General features: G+C 59.4%; 20 protein-coding genes. 9 read left to right on the forward strand and 11 right to left on the reverse strand.

Going from position 1 to position 19,265, the window contains the following annotated elements:
- Window positions 1-2 precede the first annotated feature (2 nt).
- From gcvT to ACLI1T_RS08095, 5 genes are all read left to right on the forward strand, one after another.
- On the forward strand, window positions 3-1,115 hold the full coding sequence (gene gcvT / locus ACLI1T_RS08075; RefSeq protein WP_349864250.1) for a glycine cleavage system aminomethyltransferase GcvT: 1,113 nt from the start codon (window positions 3-5) through the stop codon (window positions 1,113-1,115).
- Window positions 1,116-1,160: 45 nt separating this feature from the next.
- Window positions 1,161-1,553, forward strand: a complete 393-nt coding sequence (gene gcvH / locus ACLI1T_RS08080) for a glycine cleavage system protein GcvH (protein WP_023023155.1) — start codon at window positions 1,161-1,163, stop codon at window positions 1,551-1,553.
- 118 nt (window positions 1,554-1,671) lie between these two features.
- The gene (lipB, locus tag ACLI1T_RS08085; RefSeq protein WP_023023157.1) at window positions 1,672-2,475 is read left to right on the forward strand and encodes a lipoyl(octanoyl) transferase LipB; all 804 of its coding nucleotides are present in this window, start codon (window positions 1,672-1,674) and stop codon (window positions 2,473-2,475) included.
- A gap of 137 nt (window positions 2,476-2,612) precedes the next feature.
- Window positions 2,613-3,677, forward strand: coding sequence for a lipoyl synthase (gene lipA, locus ACLI1T_RS08090; protein ID WP_023023160.1), 1,065 nt, complete (start codon window positions 2,613-2,615; stop codon window positions 3,675-3,677).
- A gap of 83 nt (window positions 3,678-3,760) precedes the next feature.
- The gene (locus ACLI1T_RS08095; protein ID WP_023023162.1) at window positions 3,761-4,546 is read left to right on the forward strand and encodes a DUF4191 domain-containing protein; all 786 of its coding nucleotides are present in this window, start codon (window positions 3,761-3,763) and stop codon (window positions 4,544-4,546) included.
- 153 nt (window positions 4,547-4,699) lie between these two features.
- On the opposite strand, the gene ACLI1T_RS08100 is transcribed toward ACLI1T_RS08095, so the two are convergent.
- The gene (locus ACLI1T_RS08100; RefSeq protein WP_023023164.1) at window positions 4,700-5,173 is read right to left on the reverse strand and encodes an RDD family protein; all 474 of its coding nucleotides are present in this window, start codon (window positions 5,171-5,173) and stop codon (window positions 4,700-4,702) included.
- Between the two features lie 118 nt (window positions 5,174-5,291).
- Here ACLI1T_RS08100 and glnA point away from each other — a divergent pair, with 118 nt between their 5' ends.
- The 3 genes from glnA to ACLI1T_RS08115 all read left to right on the forward strand — a co-directional run bounded on the left by glnA (window position 5,292) and on the right by ACLI1T_RS08115 (window position 8,308).
- Window positions 5,292-6,725, forward strand: coding sequence for a type I glutamate--ammonia ligase (gene glnA / locus ACLI1T_RS08105; protein WP_023023166.1), 1,434 nt, complete (start codon window positions 5,292-5,294; stop codon window positions 6,723-6,725).
- A 233-nt stretch (window positions 6,726-6,958) separates the two neighbouring features.
- A complete protein-coding gene (locus ACLI1T_RS08110) occupies window positions 6,959-7,903 on the forward strand; it encodes a TDT family transporter (protein ID WP_349868336.1) in 945 nt (314 codons plus the stop codon).
- Window positions 7,904-7,933: 30 nt separating this feature from the next.
- Window positions 7,934-8,308, forward strand: a complete 375-nt coding sequence (locus tag ACLI1T_RS08115) for a hypothetical protein (protein ID WP_411702372.1) — start codon at window positions 7,934-7,936, stop codon at window positions 8,306-8,308.
- Here the strand turns inward: ACLI1T_RS08115 and ACLI1T_RS08120 are convergent.
- From ACLI1T_RS08120 to thrC, 4 genes are read right to left on the reverse strand one after another with little or no spacing between them, the layout of a single operon-like run.
- Window positions 8,305-8,850, reverse strand: a complete 546-nt coding sequence (locus tag ACLI1T_RS08120; protein ID WP_411702373.1) for an NUDIX hydrolase — start codon at window positions 8,848-8,850, stop codon at window positions 8,305-8,307. The two genes, ACLI1T_RS08115 and ACLI1T_RS08120, sit on opposite strands and share 4 nt — an antisense overlap.
- 30 nt (window positions 8,851-8,880) lie before the next feature.
- The gene (locus ACLI1T_RS08125; protein ID WP_411702374.1) at window positions 8,881-9,726 is read right to left on the reverse strand and encodes a trypsin-like serine protease; all 846 of its coding nucleotides are present in this window, start codon (window positions 9,724-9,726) and stop codon (window positions 8,881-8,883) included.
- The gene (locus tag ACLI1T_RS08130) at window positions 9,701-9,847 is read right to left on the reverse strand and encodes a hypothetical protein (RefSeq protein ID WP_005278279.1); all 147 of its coding nucleotides are present in this window, start codon (window positions 9,845-9,847) and stop codon (window positions 9,701-9,703) included. Before ACLI1T_RS08130 ends, ACLI1T_RS08125 begins: the two co-directional genes overlap by 26 nt.
- A 7-nt stretch (window positions 9,848-9,854) precedes the next feature.
- Window positions 9,855-11,297, reverse strand: a complete 1,443-nt coding sequence (gene thrC / locus ACLI1T_RS08135) for a threonine synthase (RefSeq protein ID WP_411702375.1) — start codon at window positions 11,295-11,297, stop codon at window positions 9,855-9,857.
- A 38-nt stretch (window positions 11,298-11,335) separates the two neighbouring features.
- On the opposite strand from thrC, the gene ACLI1T_RS08140 reads away from it, so the two are divergent.
- Window positions 11,336-12,643, forward strand: coding sequence for an MFS transporter (locus ACLI1T_RS08140; RefSeq protein ID WP_411702376.1), 1,308 nt, complete (start codon window positions 11,336-11,338; stop codon window positions 12,641-12,643).
- 4 nt (window positions 12,644-12,647) lie between these two features.
- Here ACLI1T_RS08140 and ACLI1T_RS08145 read toward each other — a convergent pair whose 3' ends face one another.
- From ACLI1T_RS08145 to ACLI1T_RS08170, 6 genes are all read right to left on the reverse strand, one after another.
- Window positions 12,648-13,409 carry an AAA family ATPase gene (locus ACLI1T_RS08145; protein WP_411702377.1) on the reverse strand — a complete coding sequence of 254 codons (762 nt, stop codon included), beginning with the start codon at window positions 13,407-13,409 and terminating at the stop codon, window positions 12,648-12,650.
- Window positions 13,410-13,456: 47 nt separating this feature from the next.
- Complete coding sequence (locus ACLI1T_RS08150) at window positions 13,457-13,654, reverse strand: hypothetical protein (RefSeq protein ID WP_411702378.1); 198 nt, start codon at window positions 13,652-13,654, stop codon at window positions 13,457-13,459.
- A gap of 160 nt (window positions 13,655-13,814) precedes the next feature.
- Window positions 13,815-14,282: a hypothetical protein gene (locus ACLI1T_RS08155; RefSeq protein WP_411702379.1), complete on the reverse strand. Its 468-nt coding sequence runs from the start codon at window positions 14,280-14,282 to the stop codon at window positions 13,815-13,817.
- A complete protein-coding gene (locus ACLI1T_RS08160) occupies window positions 14,275-14,646 on the reverse strand; it encodes a hypothetical protein (RefSeq protein WP_284869824.1) in 372 nt (123 codons plus the stop codon). The genes ACLI1T_RS08155 and ACLI1T_RS08160 overlap by 8 nt, the downstream gene beginning before the upstream one ends.
- Before the next feature lie 97 nt (window positions 14,647-14,743).
- Window positions 14,744-17,803 (reverse strand): bifunctional [glutamine synthetase] adenylyltransferase/[glutamine synthetase]-adenylyl-L-tyrosine phosphorylase, encoded by a 3,060-nt coding sequence (locus tag ACLI1T_RS08165; RefSeq protein ID WP_411702380.1) that lies wholly within the window; start codon window positions 17,801-17,803, stop codon window positions 14,744-14,746.
- A gap of 7 nt (window positions 17,804-17,810) precedes the next feature.
- Window positions 17,811-19,148 (reverse strand): glutamine synthetase family protein, encoded by a 1,338-nt coding sequence (locus ACLI1T_RS08170; RefSeq protein ID WP_284869822.1) that lies wholly within the window; start codon window positions 19,146-19,148, stop codon window positions 17,811-17,813.
- Window positions 19,149-19,265 lie beyond the last annotated feature (117 nt).

Here is a 19,265-nt window from a genome sequence, read left to right on the forward strand (position 1 = left end):
CAATGACCGAACTTCTAACCTCCCCGCTCAATGCCAAGCACGAGGAACTCGGCGCTACCTTCACTGCTTTTGGGCCGTGGAATATGCCGCTGAAGTACAACAGCGAGCTGGAAGAACACCACGCCGTTCGTAACAGCGCAGGCCTGTTCGATCTCTCCCACATGGGAGAAATCTGGGTCAATGGACCCGACGCCGGCAAGTTCTTGTCCTACTCCTTCATCTCTAACCTGGATTCGCTCAAGGTGGGCAAGGCCAAGTACTCCATGATCACCGCTGAAGACGGCGGCATCATCGATGATCTGATTTCTTACCGGTTCGAGGAGGACAAGTTCCTCGTCGTGCCCAATGCCGGCAATGCCGATACCGTCTGGGACGAGCTCAATAAGCGCTCCGAGGGCTTCGACGTCGAGCTCAAGAACGAGTCCCGCGACGTCGCTATGATCGCCGTGCAGGGTCCCAAGGCCGCCGAGATCCTCGTCCCGCTGGTAGAGGACAATAAGCAAGAAGCCGTCTACGAACTGGGCTACTACGCCGCCACGATGGGCAAGGTGGCGCGCACCTTCGCCATCATCGCGCGCACCGGTTATACCGGCGAGGATGGCTTCGAGCTCATCGTCTATAACTCCGATGCCCCGCAGTTGTGGGAAGAATTGCTCAAGGCGGGCGCGGAATACGACATCAAGCCGTGCGGCTTGGCTGCGCGCGATTCCCTGCGCTTGGAGGCTGGCATGCCGCTCTACGGCAACGAGCTCTCCCGCGATATCACCCCGGTAGAGGCGGGCATGTCGCGCGCCTTTGCCAAGAAGGAAGCGGACTTCGTAGGCGCAGATGTCATCCGCAAGCGCGCCGAGGACGGCCCACAGGTGGTTATCTCCGGGCTCACCTCGGATCAGCGCCGCGCTGCGCGCGCCGGCGCCGAGGTCTACCTCAATGACACCAAGGTCGGCACCGTCACCTCGGGTCAGCCCTCCCCCACGCTTGGCCACCCAGTGGCCATTGCGCTGCTTGATACCAGCGCGGAGCTCGAACCGGGCACCGCGGTGGAGGTAGAAATCCGCGGCAAACGTTATCCTTTTGAGGTAACCGCGTTGCCGTTCTACAAGCGCGACAAGTAAGCCACCCACACACCCTAAAATCTCAGCCCGAAAGGACTACATACCATGTCTAACCTGCCCCAAGACTTTTCCTACTCCGAAGACCACGAATGGATTAACGCCGCCAAGGACGCCGTAGAAGGCAAGACCGTTCGCATCGGCATCACCTCCGTTGCCGCAGACCGCCTGGGCGAGGTCGTCTTTGCAGAACTGCCAGAGGTAGGCGATACCGTCACCGCCGGTGATTCTTGTGGCGAGGTCGAATCCACCAAGTCCGTATCCGACCTGTTTTCCCCGGTCACCGGCACCGTGAAGGCCGTCAACGATGCCGTACACGATGACTACGCCGTCATCAACAACGACCCCTTCGGCGAAGGCTGGCTCATCGAAGTCGAGGTGGATGAAGCAGGCGAGCTCATGGAGGCAGAGGAATACGCCTCCGCGAACGGCCTCGACTAAAGGCGTCTAATTCGAGACCCCCTCGAGCATAAAATTGGCGGGAGGATGCTATGGCATTCTCCCGCTTTACTTTTCCTCGCTTTGCTTTTCCCTACCAAAGAAGACGACACTAGAGATTATGACTGCACCACGCGATCCTTTCTTTCCCGCTGAACGCTCCATTCGCGCCTCGGACAACCCCCTTGAAATACGCCATTTGGGCCGCATGGATTACCAAGAGGCGTGGGATTATCAGGCGGAAGTGGCGGCTGCGCGCGCGCAGGGCACGCAGGACGATGTGGTCTTAGTAGTCGAACACCCCAATATCTACACCGCGGGCAAGCGCACGCAGCCTGAGGACATGCCGGATAACGATCTGCCGGTCATCACCGTGGACCGCGGTGGGCGCATTACCTGGCACGGCGAAGGGCAGTTGGTGCTCTACCCCATCATCAAGCTGGCAGAGCCTGTCGATGTCGTCGACTATGTCCGCCGCCTCGAGGAGGCCACCATCCAGGCCGTACGGGAGTTGGGCGTGACGACCGCAGGTCGCATCGACGGCCGCTCCGGGGTGTGGGTGCCTTCTACCACCCAGGCAAAAGATCCTTCAGCCTCGCAGCGCGATCGCAAGATCGCCGCGCTGGGAATCCGCATCACCCGCGGGGTTACCATGCACGGCTTGGCACTCAACTGCAGCAATACGCTGGAGTATTACGATCACATCGTGGCCTGTGGCATCGATGATGCAGATATCACCACGCTCTCGCTGGAACTCGGCCGCGAGGTCACGATGGAAGAGGCCGCACAGCCACTCTTGCAGGCGCTTGATGATGCCCTCTCGGGCCGCCTCATCGTTGCCGATCACAGTTTCGGTTCCGCACCCGATCCCACAAAGCTTGCGAATGAGAAGGCGCGAAAGCGGCGTCGGCAAGCGCAGGCTTAAGCCCCCATGGCCCTAGTTTGGGGCTAGCGTGGAATAGTTGTGCGCCCGCGCGCCTTATACCAAGAAGAGCTATTAGCCATCACCATCTTTGATCGATAAAGTGAGTATTTGTGACTGTAAAGCCTGAAGGACGCAAGATGCTCCGCATTGAGAAGAAAAATGCGGAGTCGCCCATCGAACAAAAGCCGCGGTGGATCCGCAACCAGGTTCGCACCGGACCGGGCTACGAGGACATGAAATCCCGCGTGGCCGGCGCTTCCCTGCACACCGTCTGCCAAGAAGCCGGGTGTCCGAATATCCACGAATGCTGGGAATCCCGCGAGGCAACCTTCCTCATCGGCGGCGATAAGTGCACGCGCCGTTGCGACTTCTGCGATATCGCTACCGGCAAGCCGGAGCCGCTCGACCGCGACGAGCCGCGCCGCGTGGCCGAAAACATCCAGGAAATGGACCTCAACTACACCACCATTACCGGTGTGACCCGCGATGACCTCCCGGATGAGGGCGCATGGCTGTATGCGGAGATCGTGCGCAAGATCCACGAGCTCAACCCGCACACCGGCGTAGAGAACCTCACCCCAGATTTCTCTGGCAAGCCGGACCTGCTCGAAGAGGTCTTCGAGGCGCAGCCCGAGGTCTTCGCCCACAACCTGGAGACCGTGCCGCGCATCTTCAAGCGCATCCGCCCGGCCTTCCGCTACGAGCGCTCCCTCGATGTTATCCGCCAGGCCCACGACTACGGCCTTATTACCAAGTCCAACCTGATTTTGGGCATGGGCGAGACCGAGGACGAGGTCGAGGAAGCATTGCGCGACCTGCGCGAGGCTGGCTGCGACATCATCACCATCACCCAGTACCTGCGCCCCGGCCCGCGCTTCCACCCCATCGAGCGCTGGGTGCGCCCGGAGGAATTCGTGGCTCACTCCAAGCTGGCTAAGGAACTGGGCTTCGGCGGCGTCATGTCCGGCCCGCTGGTTCGCTCTTCCTACCGCGCCGGCCGCCTGTACGTGCAGGCCATGGAAAAGCGCGGCCTGGAGCTGCCGGAGAACCTCAAGCACCTTAAGGAGACCTCCCAGGGCGCTACCGCTCAAGAGGCATCCACCTTGCTGGATAAGTACGGTCCTTCGGAAGAAACCCCGGTAACCACCCGCATGGCCAAGACTCCGGCCAATGCTAATTCGGTCGCGGCAACCGTGCGCTAAAATCCCGGAATATTCTTACTCGGCCCTCGCCATCTGCGGGGGCCGTTTACCATTTTTGTCACCTGACCCTTAAAGTAGGAACTATGGCGAAAGATGACAAAGCAGCCATGAAAGCTGCCAAGAAGCAAGAACGCGCGGCCAAGCGCCAAAAGCGTAAGCAAACCTGGTCACAGTTGTGGCAGGCCTTCAATTTGCAACGCAAGCAGGATAAGGCGCTCATTCCTATCATGCTGGCCGCCTTCCTCGGCGTCGGCCTTTTGTTCTTCCTCATTGGTACGCTCTTTAACGGTCAATGGTTCATGCTGATTATCGGCCTGGGCTTGGGCGCGCTTTTGGCGATGTTCCTTTTTACCCGCCGCCTAGAACGCGATATGTACAAGCGCGTCGAAGACCAACCCGGCGCCGCCGGTTGGGCCTTGGAGCAGCAGCTGCGCAATACCGTCGGCATCGTATGGTCCGTAAAATCTGGCATCGCCGCTACCCGCCAGCAGGACCTTATCCACAGGGTCATCGGTAATGCGGGCGTCATCTTCGTGTGCGAGGGCAATAAGAACCGCCTTCGCCCCTCCCTTAACCAGCTAAAGAAACGCGTGGACAAGATTGCCGGCGGCGTGCCGGTCTATGAGGTCTACGTCGGCACCGGCGAGGACGAGGTGCCGGTTTCCAAGCTGCGCAACCACCTCATGAAGCTGCCGCGCAACTACAATAAGAACGCTACCTACGAAAATATCCGCCGCATTGAGGCCATGGACTCCATGCCGGGAACAATGCCCGGCATGCCTAAGGGCCCAATGCCGCAACAGGCGCAGAACATGTCCGGTATGAACCGCCGCATGCGCCGCGCGCAACAGCGCAAAGGCAAGGGCTAAATACTGCTTTAGCCACTCACCCCGGCTAGGCTTTCGGCTCTCGCCTTGCTCTTAAGCAGAAACAGTCCCTGCAACCACCCGATTGGGAAAGGTTGCAGGGACTGTCGTGGTTTTCCTGACTATACCGTGCGCAGGTCTTATCCCTGCGCACTGCTAAGAGTTAATAACGATGGTGCCAGTTGCGCGGTCGTGCATGCCGCGGCCGTCCGCGTCCACCATGGCGGCGGGAAAGATGACGCCGGTAAGCAACGTGCGCACTGCCGCGCGCCACAGGCCCACCTGCGCGCCAGGCACATCTAGGCGGGCCACGCCCATGCCGAGGATGAGCATGCCCGGGGTGCGTGCGAATAGCCAGCCGCACACGATGCCCATTAACGCCCAGAGCGCGTAGCCTAAAAAGGATACGCCTCCGAGCTGCGTGGTGAACATGTGGATGAGATTGGCCAGCAGCATGCAAATGATCCAGTCAATGGCTACGGCGCCTGCGCGGCGGCCTACCGACGCCATGGACCCAGGCCCAGATTCCGGCAAGCCCAAGTTTTCACCTGGCCACCGGCCGGGGGTTCCTGCATCGTCATATTCGCCCGGAATATTGGGCCCATCGAGCCACGTGCGCTTGTCTGCCATGCTCACCAATTTAGTTGCCCCTCACCCAGAAGTGAAACGAGGCCAATGGCCATGCCGGGTAGATAAAACTAGTAGGCTATAGGCAGATAATTCATCGGCCAACAAACAGGAGGCAATCTTGTCTTTCGAGACAGTGCAGGACATCGTCCAATTTATTCAGGATGAGGACGTAAAGTTCGTGGATGTCCGCTTTACGGACGTCCCCGGCACCGAGCACCACTTTTCCATCCCTGCCAGCGAATTTACTGAAGAAGATGCCGAAAATGGCTTGGCCTTTGATGGTTCTTCCATTCGTGGTTTTACCACCATCGAAGAATCCGATATGACGCTGCTGCCGGATCCGGCCACCGCGCATATCGATCCCTTCCGTTCGGCGAAGACCCTGAATATCAAGTTCTTCGTCCACGATCCCTTTACCTTTGAGCCTTTTACCCGTGACTCGCGCAATATTGCCCGCAAGGCCGAGGAATACTTGCAGTCCACGGGCATCGCCGATACCTGTAACTTCGGCGCCGAGGCCGAGTTCTACCTCTTCGATTCCGTGCGCTATGGCACCGATATGCAGCACGGTTTCTATGAGGTGGACTCCAATGAAGGCTGGTGGAACCGCGATAACGAGACCAACCTGGACGGCACTCCCAATACCGGATACAAGACCCGCGTAAAAGGTGGCTACTTCCCCACCCCGCCGTACGATAAGCACAGCGAGGTCCGCGATGACATCGTGGCCAACCTGCAAGAGGTCGGCTTCCAGATCGAGCGCTTCCACCACGAGGTGGGCGCGGCTCAAAACGAGATCAACTACCGCTTCAACTCCTTGCTGCACGCCGGCGATGACATCCAGACCTTCAAGTACGTGGTCAAGCGCACCGCCCAGGAGTGGGGCAAGGCCGCGACCTTCATGCCTAAGCCGCTGGCTGGCGATAATGGTTCCGGCATGCACGCCCACATGTCCCTGTGGAAGGACGGCGAGCCACTCTTCCACGATGAGGCTGGCTACGCAGGGCTTTCCGATATCGCCCGCTACTTCATCGGCGGTATCCTGCACCACGCCGGCGCCGTGCTCGCCTTTACCAACCCAACGCTGAATTCCTACCACCGCTTGGTTCCTGGCTTCGAGGCGCCGATCAACCTGGTGTACTCCCAGCGCAACCGTTCGGCCGCGATCCGCATCCCGATTACTGGTTCCAACCCGAAGGCTAAGCGCATCGAGTTCCGCGCACCGGACCCATCCAGCAACCCATACCTGGCCTTTGCCGCCATGATGATGGCCGGTGTGGATGGCGTGAAGAACCGCATCGAGCCGCACGCCCCAGTGGATAAGGACCTCTACGAGCTGCCGCCAGCAGAGGCCGAGTCCATCCCGCAGGCACCAACCTCCCTGGAGGCTTCCCTAGAGGCGTTGAAGGAAGACATGGACTTCCTGACCGAGGGTGATGTCTTTACCGAGGATCTCCTCGAGACCTACATCAACTACAAGTACGAAAACGAGATCAACCCAGCGCGCCTGCGTCCTACCCCGCAGGAGTTCGAGCTCTACTTCGACTGCTAAGCCGTCACTGCAAGTTCTCAGCTTGCATTTTCTACAAAGCAGCCACCTAACCAATGCTTAGGTGGCTGCTTTCTTTTGCTTGCGGTGGCACTGCTAGGTATATCCGAGAGCTTCGCCATAATCGCTGCCCACTTTGAGGATGGACGCTCTCCAGCGCACGCATGAGGGTTTTCACCAAATTAAAAGCGGCTCAGTCTAAGTAAGAAGCTCTAGATGAAATTAGAATCTAGGTAGTGACTGATAAATTCCGCCAACTTCCCCCTCCTGGTCCTGCATGGGCCGGCAGCCTCATGGGCACCTCCATCGTCTCGCGCATGTTGGTTGAAGAAGACATGCTCGTTGCCGCAGGTGTATTTGCGGCACTCGCATGCGCCATCTTCGTCGTGCTGACTGCCGGTTACGCCCGCTACCGCAGTCCGCGGTTTGAGCGGACCACCATGGCGGAATGGTCCATGTTTTTCATCGGCGTCCTCGCGCTTGGGGCGGCACTATCCGGGTTGACGGGCATTGGAGTATTCCGCCTCGTCGGCTTTTGGATCGGTGGCCCCGTCACCGTTATCACGTGGGGCATTCAGCTCACCCGCTTCGATGGACAGCCGCGCTTTACCTGGGGCCTTCCCTTAGTAGGGCCGATGATTTCGGCATCGGTAGCCGGGTGGCTGGCCCGCGATTATGGGCAGATCTACCACATCATGGGCACCGCGCTCTTCGCCATGTCCTTGCTGACGGCAGTCCCGGTATTTGCCTACGTCTACTGGGCGGCCTGGCACGGCACGGTGGATTTTAGTGGTGGTAAATCCGCCACCGCGTGGGTGCCGCTAGGCGTGGTTGGGCAATCTACCACCGCAATGCAGATCCTCTACCCCGGCAGTATCTCCGTGTACTACGGTCTTATTGCCCTTGCTATTGCCATCCCGCTATCGCTTTATGCGATGGTGACTTTCTATCCGCAAGCAGCGCGCTGGGTTCCCTACTCCCCTGCGTGGTGGGCCTGCACCTTCCCGCCTGGCACCGTGAGCATGGGCGGGCACCAGACAGCATTGGTCAATGGTTCAGAATGGCTTGATGTTGTCGCGCTGAGCATTCCCCTGCTCCTTATCGCGCACTGGTGCCTGTGCTCGGCGCGTTTCTTAGGCTGGCTCTGGGAGGGCCGCACGCGCAAAGAACTGACTCACTAGGAGGTGTCTTTCCTCGTCTATCATCGGGCTATGAGCTCTTCGCCTATTACCTTCATCGCCTGGGATGCTGCGGACCTTACCGGGGTGAGGGAAGTGCTCGCCGGTCTGCGGCGCGACGGGGTCTTTTTGTGCCGAGCAGGCCTGGTTCTTGAAACCTCCTGGCTTGGCGATGGCGCCCAGGATTTCTATGGCACCGCCTGGGAATGGGGGCCAGAAGATTGCGAGCTATTTTTTGAGCTCGCGCGGCGGGGAAAGCTGCTGATGACTATCGGTGCCACGGTCATCTGCTGCGGATCCGATAAAGACGCGGCGGAGGCTCAAGAATGTATCGCTCAAGAGCTGGTCGTAGCGAAGAGCGCGGATGAGCTCAAGCAACTACTCATCGGCGCGGAGGAAACGCGCTAGAGCCCGGGCTGCTCGCTGCGCTTCATCCAGCCCATGCGGGGAGAAAACCCCTGCGGGTGCTTGAGGTGCGCCACGGCATCCGCGACTATCAGGCGATGGCGGCGCGACAAGCTATCCGGAAGGTGGGCCACCGAGAACCACTGCGCTTCGGTGTTTTCTTCATCGCTAATGACGGGCTCAGCGCCGTCGGCGACAGATAGGCGCAGCGCGGTGCCCATGAACATGCATTCATCGCCATTAGGATAGGTCACTGGGCCGGACTGGCCAACGCCAAGGAGCGCTTCCACCTTGGCATCGAGGCCTACCTCTTCCTTGACCTCGCGCAAGGCGGTGGTCGTAATCTCCTCGCCAGGCTCACAAATGCCTTCCACAGGGGTCCACACGGCATTATCCGCGCGCTTGACCAGAAGTACGGACGGCACCTCCCACAGGGCCGCACCGGTTGGTACATCGCGGAGAATGATGGCGCTGCACGCGGGGACGAAGATCTGATCGTGGCCGATGGATTCGCGCAGCTTCACAATATAATCGGGCGTTGGCATACCACCTAGCGTAGCCAATCTTGGCTGGTCTTATGCCACGGGGCCGAGGACCTTCAGCGCCAGTTCCTGGATATCCGGTGCGGTGGTAAAGGCCACGTCGATGTTTTGTTGCGTGTCTTCACAGCTATGCCCCTCGTCCAAGGGCTCGGTGATTCCAGAGACCAGCCCCACGATGGTCTGCCGGCCGTCTACATCGCCGTAGACGGGCCCGCCGGAATCCCCGACCGCGCTGCACATCTCCGCCAGGGCCGCATTGGAATCATGTTCTAGACCCTGGTAATTCAGTTGTGTGGAATCCACCGCGTTTTTCACGTTCCCACAGGTCACAATGGTGGAACTGCCCAGCTTGCATACCGCATCCGGCAGCTTGTCCAGCTGCGTCGCTACGGTGGTGGCTACCTCGCCTGGGGTGAAGTAGTCCGCGTCGCGGTACAGCTCGATGAAGGCAACGTCCAAGTGGTTGGTCTCCTCGGCAAAGAAATCCGAATAAATCACCTCGCCTACCGGATCGGCTGGGTATACAAAATCGCCCTCTTCGGTTCCGGCCCAGACCTTATCGCCAGGTTTGCCGCAATGGGAGGCTGTCACGGCGATGGTGCGGCCATCGGCAAGCGCGAAGGACCACGCCGCGGTGCAGGACTGGAAGTTAAAGTACTCGCCCGGCTGCGGGTCACTCGTGGTTAAATTCAGCGCGGCGCCTGGGGGTACCGGCACCACCGCGGGCTCATAAAATTCATTCGGCGGCGCCGACGGTGACGTGTCGGTGGATTGCGCAACCACCCCATCCTGCTGCTGGGTGGCATCGGTGCTACACGATGCCACCGTAAACAGCCCTGCTGCTGCCAGCAGGCTACTGGCTATCCGTACCCGCGTCACCTGCAGAGTCCTTGTCCTGTTCTTCCTTATCCGCCTCTGCTTGTGCTTTTAAGTCGCGGATGAATTTTTCCGGATCAAATTCGGTATAGTGCTCCGGTCCGGCGAAGTTTTCTAATGCCATGTGGTGGCTACACCTCCGTGTTCTTGATGCTTGAGGTAATAAAGTCCTTGACCGCTGCGGCATCGTTGGGCAGATCCGTCACGTGGCGCTCCGCGTTCAAGATGTCAGCAAACCGCTCCGGTGGCTGCGGCGCGCTCCCGATGGCCTCGGTGATGGTTTCGCTGAATTTTACCGGCAGTGCCGTCTCCAAGCAGACGATAGGCGTCGTCACGCCCTCTTTTTGGGCCGCACGCGCCACCTTGATGCCATCGGCCGTGTGCGGATCCGCCAGGTAACCATAACGCTCGTTCACGTCCTTGATGGTGGCGAGGCGGTCTTCATGGGTGGAGGAACCGGACAAGAAACCGTAGTCTTCACGCGCGGCCGTAATGAGATCTTCTTCAAGGTTAAACCCGCCTTCTTTGACCTTTGTGCCAAAGAGATCCGCAACGCGGGAGGCATCGCGTCCTAAAAGATCGAAGGCGAAGCGCTCGAAGTTGGAGGCGCGGGAAATATCCATAGACGGCGATGAGGTGGCCATGGTTTCCGCGGCTGGCCGCGGGCGGTAGTTGCCGGTGCGGAAGAACTCATCCAATACATTATTCTCGTTCGTCGCCACGATGAGGCGATCGATGGGAAGACCCATGCTGCGCGCGATATGCCCGGCGCAGATATCGCCGAAGTTACCGGTAGGAACGCTAAAGGACACCTTTTGCTCGTTATTATCGGTGACCTTGATCCAGCAGGAAATATAGTAAACCACCTGGGCCAACAGGCGGGCCCAGTTAATGGAGTTGACCGCGCCGATGCGGTAGTTGGCCTTAAATTCCGCATCGCTGGAGACGGCCTTTACCACGTCCTGGCAATCATCAAAGACACCGTCGAGGGCGATATTGAAGATATTCGGATCATCCAGGCCAAACATTTGCGCCTGCTGGAAGGCGGTCATGCGCCCAGCCGGGGTCAACATGAACACGCGGATGCCGTCGCGCCCGCGCATGGCGTACTCAGCAGAAGAGCCGGTATCGCCGGAGGTAGCGCCCAAAATATTTAGCGTCTCCCCGCGGCGAGCGAGCTCGTATTCAAAAAGCTCGCCCAAAAGCTGCATGGCCATATCTTTAAATGCAGCGGTGGGGCCCTCGGACAGGTGGCCGATAAAGAGGGCATCGCCAAGCTCAGTGACCGGCACGATCTCTGGGGAGGCAAACTTCGGGCTGGTATATGCCCGGGCTGCGATTTTATCCAGATCTTCCTCTGGAATATCATCGATAAACAGCTTGATGACCTCGGCCGCAAGGGCGGCATAGCCGTTGGTTTTCACCACATCGCGCCACGCATCCAACGTGGCGGAATCTAGTTGCGGGTAGGTTTCAGGCAGGTAAAGGCCACCATCGGGCGCGAGCCCTCCTAAAAGGATATCCGTAAAGGATGCGGGCTGGCCGGTGGTATCACGGGTCGAAATATACTTCACAAGATGAATCCTAGTAGTTAACGCGTAAGGTATCAGCCATGTCGCAGCCAAATCCCAGAGAAGTTATCACAACCCAGGCGTTAATGATTTGGATCGCGGCAATGGCGGTCTACCTCGTAGCCATTACCGGGCGGTCTTCCTTCGGCGTCGCCGGCCTCGATGCCATCGAGCGCTTCGACGTCGATGCCGGGCGCATCGCGGTATTTACCTCCGTGCAATTGGGCGTTTATGCCATCGCGCAAATCCCCACCGGCATGCTGATCGATAAATTTGGCCCCCGCATCCTGCTCGTCGTGGGCGCGGTCATTATGGGCGTTGGCCAAGTCATACTCGGCTTTACCAGCAATTACGGGGTAGCTATCTTCGCACGCGTGCTCATCGGCGCCGGCGATGCCACGGGCTTCTTATCGGTGATGCGCATCCTGCCCTACTGGTTCCCGCTGCACCGCACACCGATGTTTACCCAGGTGACTTCCTCCATTGGCCAGATGGGCCAATTCATTTCCGCCGTCCCCTTCCTCTGGTTGCTAGGAACTGCGGGATGGACCGCGGCATTCGTGACCTTGGGCGCAGTAGGCATCCTCGTTGCCATTGCCGCCGCCGTCGCGGTCGCTGACTCCCCAGAAAAGCTCGGGGTTATTCCTTTAGAAAAAGAACCGCCCAATTCCCAGGGCAGCAGCATCGGTGCCCGCTTAAAGGCGGTCTTTACCTCGCCCATCGCCTGGCAAGCATACTTTATTCACTACAGCGGCATGTTGCCGCTGATTGTCTTTGTCATGCTGTGGGGCATGCCCATGATGACCCAAGGCATGGAGCTATCCAAGGGCAAGGCCAGCCTCGTGCTCACCCTCTTGGCCGTATTTTTGGTTCTTGTCGGTCCACTGCACGGCCGGATTTCCTCCCGCGCGCAGAATATCCGCCCCTGGGTCGCGCTCGGGTTCGTAAGCCTGCACGTACTGACCTGGGTACTATTCTTCGCCTTCGGCACCGGCGGGGGTCTGGCGGCCATCACCGTGGTCTCCTTTATCCTGGCGCTGTGCACGCCGACGTCAAATTATGGCTTCGACATCATCCGCGAGAACATGGACCGCTCTGTCGTCGCTACCGCCACCGGCTTGGGCAATATGGGCGGGTTTACCTCCGGCATGTTGGGCGCGCAATTATTCGGCATGGTCTTGGACCACTCTGCCGATGCCCCCAATTACTCCATGCCCGATTTCACCTCCGCCTCACTCGCCGTCCTCGCCGTATGGCTGTGCGGCATGGCTGGTGTCGTCATCACCCACATCCTGCGCCGGCGCGGCGGCTACGCGGGTCCATCAGTGAGGATCGTGGAAGTAACCTAGCGGTCTATTCAGGCCTTTCGACCTCGTCCACCGTGATGTCGGCTGCCTCTACATCTTCTGCGTCTGGGTCCAAGATAAAGTTGATGGTTCCCACTGGATCCGCGAGGAACTCCCTAGTGGCGGCCACGGCTTCGGCCTCATCAAAGGAAATGCGCTGGAAGCCGGTGTCATTTAATTCCACGATATCGGCATTGGGACAGCCTAAGAGGATGGGTGAATGCGTGGCGATAAATACCTGCGCACCGCGGTCAACGGCCTGGGCGATTTCCGCAATCAATGCCAATTGCCGGACGACGGACAATCCCGATTCCGGTTCATCCAGAATATAGACCCCAGCGCCGTCAACTCGCTCATAGAGCACGTCGAAGACGGACTCGCCGTGCGAGCGGGCCTGCACATCCACCTGGATGGGCAGGGTGGAACGCCCGCCGGTTTCCTCGGGGGATTGCTCGCGCGATAGCAGGTATTCGTGGGTTTCCGCCCGCAGGAAATAGGCGCGCTGGATAAGCTCCGTGCACTCACAAGCCACCGGGCTTACTGGCAAGATTGCTTCCGGATCCCCCATCCGGCCGCCCTTGGGAGAGCACCCAAGATCCGTTGCCATGGCGGCCAAGAGGCTGGATTTTCCTATGCCGTTATCGCCGACGAAAATCGTCACCGGGCGGGTAAAGGAAAAGCGCCTCAAATCCGCTAGGTAATCGAAGGCAGGCAGGCTGCGGCGATAATCCCGCGGCATGGATTTCAGGCGAATGGCATCAACCAACATGCCTGGAACTTTAGCAGCAGCGGCGGTGCACAGTTGGGGTATGCACGCTATCTCTTCGCTAGTGCTGTTGCTACCTCGAGTGCGGACTTGAGGTGCAGGATTAATGGATCCCCGGTTGCGGCTTGGGCAATGGTCTCTGCTGGAACCGTATTTACCGCAAAGGCAATCGCCAATCCCCCGCTAATAGGAAATACTATGGCTGCGGCCACCGCCAAGGTTGTAGATAACTTATTCTTGATTGTCATCGTCTCCTCCATTCCCTCGGTAACGCACACCTTTATTCGTTACCGTTTCGTTATGGGATAACTCTAGGGAGACGAGCTGTTAAGGCCATGCCGTCAGTCTGCCGGTTTCCTGAAACTTCGCGGGGACCATTCGCAGGCAATCCGGGGCCACGGCACTGGTCTAATTCGCCGGGGCGCTTTCAGCCACGATGCCATCGCTGGCTGGGATGACAATCCCTTTCTCAAAGGCACCAATGATGGCCTTTTCATCGTCTTCATCCAGCTCACCAGAGGCCACGGCGCTCTTTAACTCGCGCTCTAGATACTGCCGGACATCAGACTTTCCGGATTTATTCTGGGTAATATCGCGCGGCACCGATTCCAAGGGAATCCCCAACGCCTTCGCCAGCGACATCACGCGATTGGCCTCTGAGGACGCATCGCCTCCCACTGCACCATTAACCTGGGCGGGCGCTTCTTCCTGCACCACTCCCCCGGCTACGGCATCACCCACGGTCATCGTCCCTTTAGGCGGGTGATGGCGGTTGGTTGCCCACGTGCCAACAACGACGGCGATTAAGGCCGCCACGGCGATACAGCCCCAGAGGTAGATAAGCTTTCTGCGGTGGGCTCCCGGTGATTTAGCCATGGTAATCCGAACTTCCCCCGAAGAATCCGTATCCATTACCGCGCGAGGAATTGCCAGTGCCGCGTTCATTCAAGATATCGATGAGCGAGCGGATCGTGGCCTCCCCAATGCGGTCGCCGCGCCCGCGCGAGCGGGAGTCCGTGCCGCCCTCGCGGCCAAGGTCGTCTTGGTGATGCGGCGCATCAACGTTCTGCCCGGCGCGGGACGCGCCCGTCTGTGGGGCCGAGACCTCAATGGTCAAGGTGGTGCCATCTAACTCTAGGACGTCATCATCACGGACCCCAGCCGCGCGAGCGGCAGAAAGCAACGCGGCCAATTCTCCAACCGTGGCGGAGTCCACATCGAGCTGCAGCTGAAATGACATAACCAAAGATCCTTTCTCTAACTTGTTCCTACTTTAGAGTCCGATACTTTAAAAGTTAAGGGAATTAGCGCTGCATAGACCAAGTTATGCGGCAACTTTAAGAATGCTCGAAGGATTCCTCCTCTCCCCAAAAGACTTCATCGACCACCTTGCGCGCGTGCCGGGTCAATTTCAGGTACGTATCTAAGAAATCCTGGTTATTCTCCGGCGTCCAGCCGGCCGCACCGGCCACCTGTGCCAGTTGCGGTCCGGGCCCAGGCAATTGATCCACGCGCTTGCCGCGCACCAGCACCAACGCATTGCGGGCATCCGTTGCCATCAACCACGCATCTCGCAGGTCACCGGTTTGATCGGCGCTTAATATTCCGCTTTCTTCCAGCGCATCCAATACCAGCAAGGTCCCTGGCTGCCGCAGCTTGGGATGTTCGTGCCCGTGCATCATAATCAGCAGCTGCACCGTCCACTCAATATCGGTCAGGGCGCCGCGCCCCAACTTCGTGTGAGTGGTGCGGTCAGCTCCCCGCGGCAAGCGCTCGTTATCCACCCGAGCCTTCATGCGCCGGATGGCGCGAATGGTGGACTGGCTCGCGCCGCTATCCGGGTAGCGGTATTCATCGATCATCTCCATAAAGCGCTGGCCCACTTCCTCGTCCCCAGCGATGAAGGCCGCGCGCAGCAGCGCCTGCATTTCCCAGGCCTCGCCCCACTCGCGGTAATAGCGCTTGTAGGAGGCAATGCTGCGCACCACCGCACCAGATCGCCCTTCCGGGCGCAGGCCCAGGTCGACGTCCAAGGGCGGATCCCCAGAGGGCTTGGCAAGGCGGCGTCGCAGCTTATCGACGATCCCGATGGCCCACCGCATGGCCTCGCCTTCATCGTCTGCAGCCTCAGGCTCTGCCACAAAAAGAACATCTGCATCGGAGCCGAACCCAAGCTCACGGCCACCGAGCCGGCCCATACCAATAACCGCAATGCGCGCCGGCGGTTCCGCATCCTCGTGGTCATTCCGCCAGGCCCGTACCTCCGCGCGGAGGGCGGCTTCCAATACCGCGTTCCAGATAGTCGACAGCTCTTGGCATACCTGCTCAACGGGGATAATCCCTAAGAGATCGCCACTGGCGATGCGCGCCAGCTCCACCCTGCGCAGCGAGCGCGCGACCGCCACCGCCTTATCCGGGTGCGCATGGCGCTTGCTGGAATTAACCAGCGCCTTAGACACCTGCTCCGGCTTAGTTTCGAGCAACTTGGGACCGGTCGCGCCATCGGAAAGCTGCTTCACCGAATCCGGGGCGCTGATGATAAGGTCCGCGGTAAATGGCGAGGTTCCCAGAATATGCATCAAGCGCTGGCCGACGATCCCCTCATCCCGCAGGATGCGCAGGAACCACGACTTATCCCGGGCGGCCTCAGATAGCTTGCGGTAATTGAGCAACCCCATATCTGGATCGGCGGTGTCTGCCAGCCATTCCATCAAGGTCGGCAGCAAGATGGCTTGAATGCGTGCCTTGCGGGAGGTACCGGATGCCAAAGAGGTCAGGTGCTCGAAGGCACGTACCGGCGAGCTATACCCCAATGCCGCAAGCTGCAGCTTTGCCGCCTCCGGCGAAAGTTTGAGCTCATCGGCGGACATGGTCACCACGGAATTGAGCAGCGGGCGATAAAACAGGCGCGAGTGCAACTCAGAAATGCGCATTCTGATGCGCCGCAAATGCGCAAGCATGCCCTGCACTGCAGACTTAGTGCCCTGCGGGGAAAACCCTGAAATTACCGCGAGCCAGTTCAGGCCCGCTTCATCATCGTCTGCCGGCAGCGTGTGCGTGCGGCGGAAGCGCTCCAATTGCAGGCGGTGTTCTAAAAGGCGCAAGAATTCATAAGCCTCAATGAGCTGCGTGCCGTCTTCGCGGCCCACGTAGCCGGCGGAGATAAGCGCGTCGAGGGCATCCACTGTCGACAGCGCGCGCAGAGATTCATCGGAACGCCCGTGCACCAATTGGAGCAATTGCACCGCGAATTCAATATCGCGCAGCCCACCGACGCCCAACTTGAGCTCGCGATGTTTGAGCTCATCCGGCACATTATCCAATACGCGCCGGCGCATGGCTTGGACGTCTTCCACGAAGGAATCGCGCTGCGAGGCCGTCCAGACCATCGGCCGGATTTGCTCCAAGTAATCCTCTCCCAGCGGCAGGTAACCGGTCATCGCCCGCGCCTTGAGCAGCGCCTGGAATTCCCAGGTTTCTGCCCACCGGCGGTAGTAGGTCACGTGCGAATCCAACGTGCGCACCAGCGCCCCAGACTTACCCTCTGGCCGCAGGTTCGCATCGACATCAAAAAATGTCGTCGACCCAATCCGGTTAAACTCCGCGGCGAGCCGGGTGGCCTTGGGAGTTGCCTCGCTGCCGACGAAGATGACGTCCACGTCGGAGATATAGTTCAGCTCCCCGGCACCGCACTTGCCCATCGCCATTACCGCAAGCTGTGCATCGAGCGGATCGTCGCCGTAGATCTTGCGCACCGCAACGGCAAGGGAGGCCGTGAGGGCGGCATCGGCAAGCGCCGTAGTCAGCGTGGTGACCTGCCGGAAGCTTACCTCCGGCTGCGGGCGGGATTGCCCCTTGCGGGAGTGGAAGGTACCCGCCACATCGTTCGCGGCAAGCCGCATCATCAGCGTGCGGTACTGGGTCCGCATCTCCTTTTTATGCTCGCCCTCGCTCGCGCGGTACGTACCCGGCGCGCTGAGATCGTCCCTCGCTGGATCCGGAGCATCGAGCTCTGCGGCAAACGTTGCCGGCTGCGCCCCCACCGTTTCAAGCAAGCTGGTGAGCATCTCTTCTGGCTCCGGGAGCGGCTTTTTCAGCTCCTCCCACAGCTCCGGGTGGGCGGCAAGGTGATCCCCAAACGCCGTCGACGCACCCAAGAGGGCGAGGAGGCGCACCCTCACTTGCTCATTGCTGCGGATTTCCGCATCGAGCTCCGGGGCCTGTTCGTAAATGCGCACGAGGTTATTAAGGGCCAAATCTGGATCACCGACCGCAGCCAGCGTCCATAAAAGGTCAACGGACTCCGGGGTATTCCATCCCAGTTGTTCTAAGTCTTGTGCGGCATGGGACCGGCTAAGGCCCAGCGACGCCGGCGAAGGCACCGTGGCAGGACGCATTATTCTCCTAGAAGTTCAGGTTGTTGCGCAGCTCGACTGTAGTAATTTGGCGCTGGTAATCGCGCCATTCTTCCCATTTGGCGCGCAAGAAGAACTCGAAGACATGCTCTCCCAAGACCTCCGCCATAAATTCGGACTTTTCAAACTCGCGCAGGGCCTGATCCATGCTGGAGGGCAGATCCTTATACCCCATGGCGCGGCGTTCCCGGTGGGTGAGCTGGTGGACATCGTCTTCTGCAGGCTCGTCTAATTCATAACCCTCCCGGATGCCCCGCAGCCCTGCGGCAAGGATGACGGCATAGCCCAGGTATGGGTTCATGGAGGCATCAATGGACCGGATTTCCACCCGGCGCGATTCTTCCTTGGTCAGGCGGTATGTAGGCACGCGCACCAGGGCGGAACGGTTCTGCACGCCCCACGTGACCGAGCCCGGCGCCTCATTGCCAAACATCAGCCGCTTATAGGAGTTGGGCCACTGGTTGATAATGGGGCTCATCTCCGTAGAGTGCTCCAAAATCCCGGAAATAAACTGCTTGGCGGTGTGCGAGAGCGAAAATTCATCGTCCGGATCGTGGAAGGCGTTGGACTGGCCTTCAAACAGGCTAAAGTGCGTGTGCATTCCTGAGCCCGGGAGATCCTCAAAGGGCTTGGGCATAAACGTTGCCCGCACATTGGAATCCGTGGCCACCTGCTTAATAACCCGCCGGAAGGTCATAATATTATCCGCCATGGTCAGCACGTCGGCGTGGCGGAGATCGATTTCCTGCTGGCCCGGCGCGGTTTCGTGGTGGCTAAATTCGGTGGCGATGCCGAGTGATTCCAGCGCCAGCATAGCGCGGCGGCGAAATAGCGGCGCGGTATCGTGCGTCGCTTGGTCGAAATACCCGCCATTATCGGTGGGGACCAGGTCTGTCAGTTCCTTGCTGTGCTCCAGCAGGTAGAACTCAATTTCTGGCGAGGCCATGCAGGTAAATCCATCATTGGCGGCCTCGGTGACCTGGCGGCGCAGGATATGGCGCGGATCTACCACGGAGGGCTGGCCGTCTGGCTGCGCAATATCGCAGAACATGCGCGCCGTTTGCAGGTCCGGCTCGTTGTCATCAAAGGGCAGGATTTGGAAGGTGGAGGGATCCGGCAGCGCAATGGTGTCTGATTCAGAGATGCGGGAAAATCCCTCTACCGACGAGCCATCAAAGCCAATCCCCTCCTCAAAGGCGGATTCGAGTTCGGAGGGGCTCATCACTACGGATTTGAGGGCGCCCATGATATCCGTAAACCACAAGCGGATAAAGCGGATATCGCGTTCCTCAACGGTGCGTAAGACGAATTCGTGTTGGCTATTCATGCCCTAAACCTTACCGGCTCACCGCTAGCCAGTGTGCAGTTCATTAGTCAATTTCCACATGGTCAGATTCGCAGGTCGGCAGAGTATTCAGGGGGTAGCAAGCGGGGGTTAATGCAG

The organism is Corynebacterium tuingiense (assembly GCF_046718165.1).
GTDB lineage: Bacteria > Actinomycetota > Actinomycetes > Mycobacteriales > Mycobacteriaceae > Corynebacterium.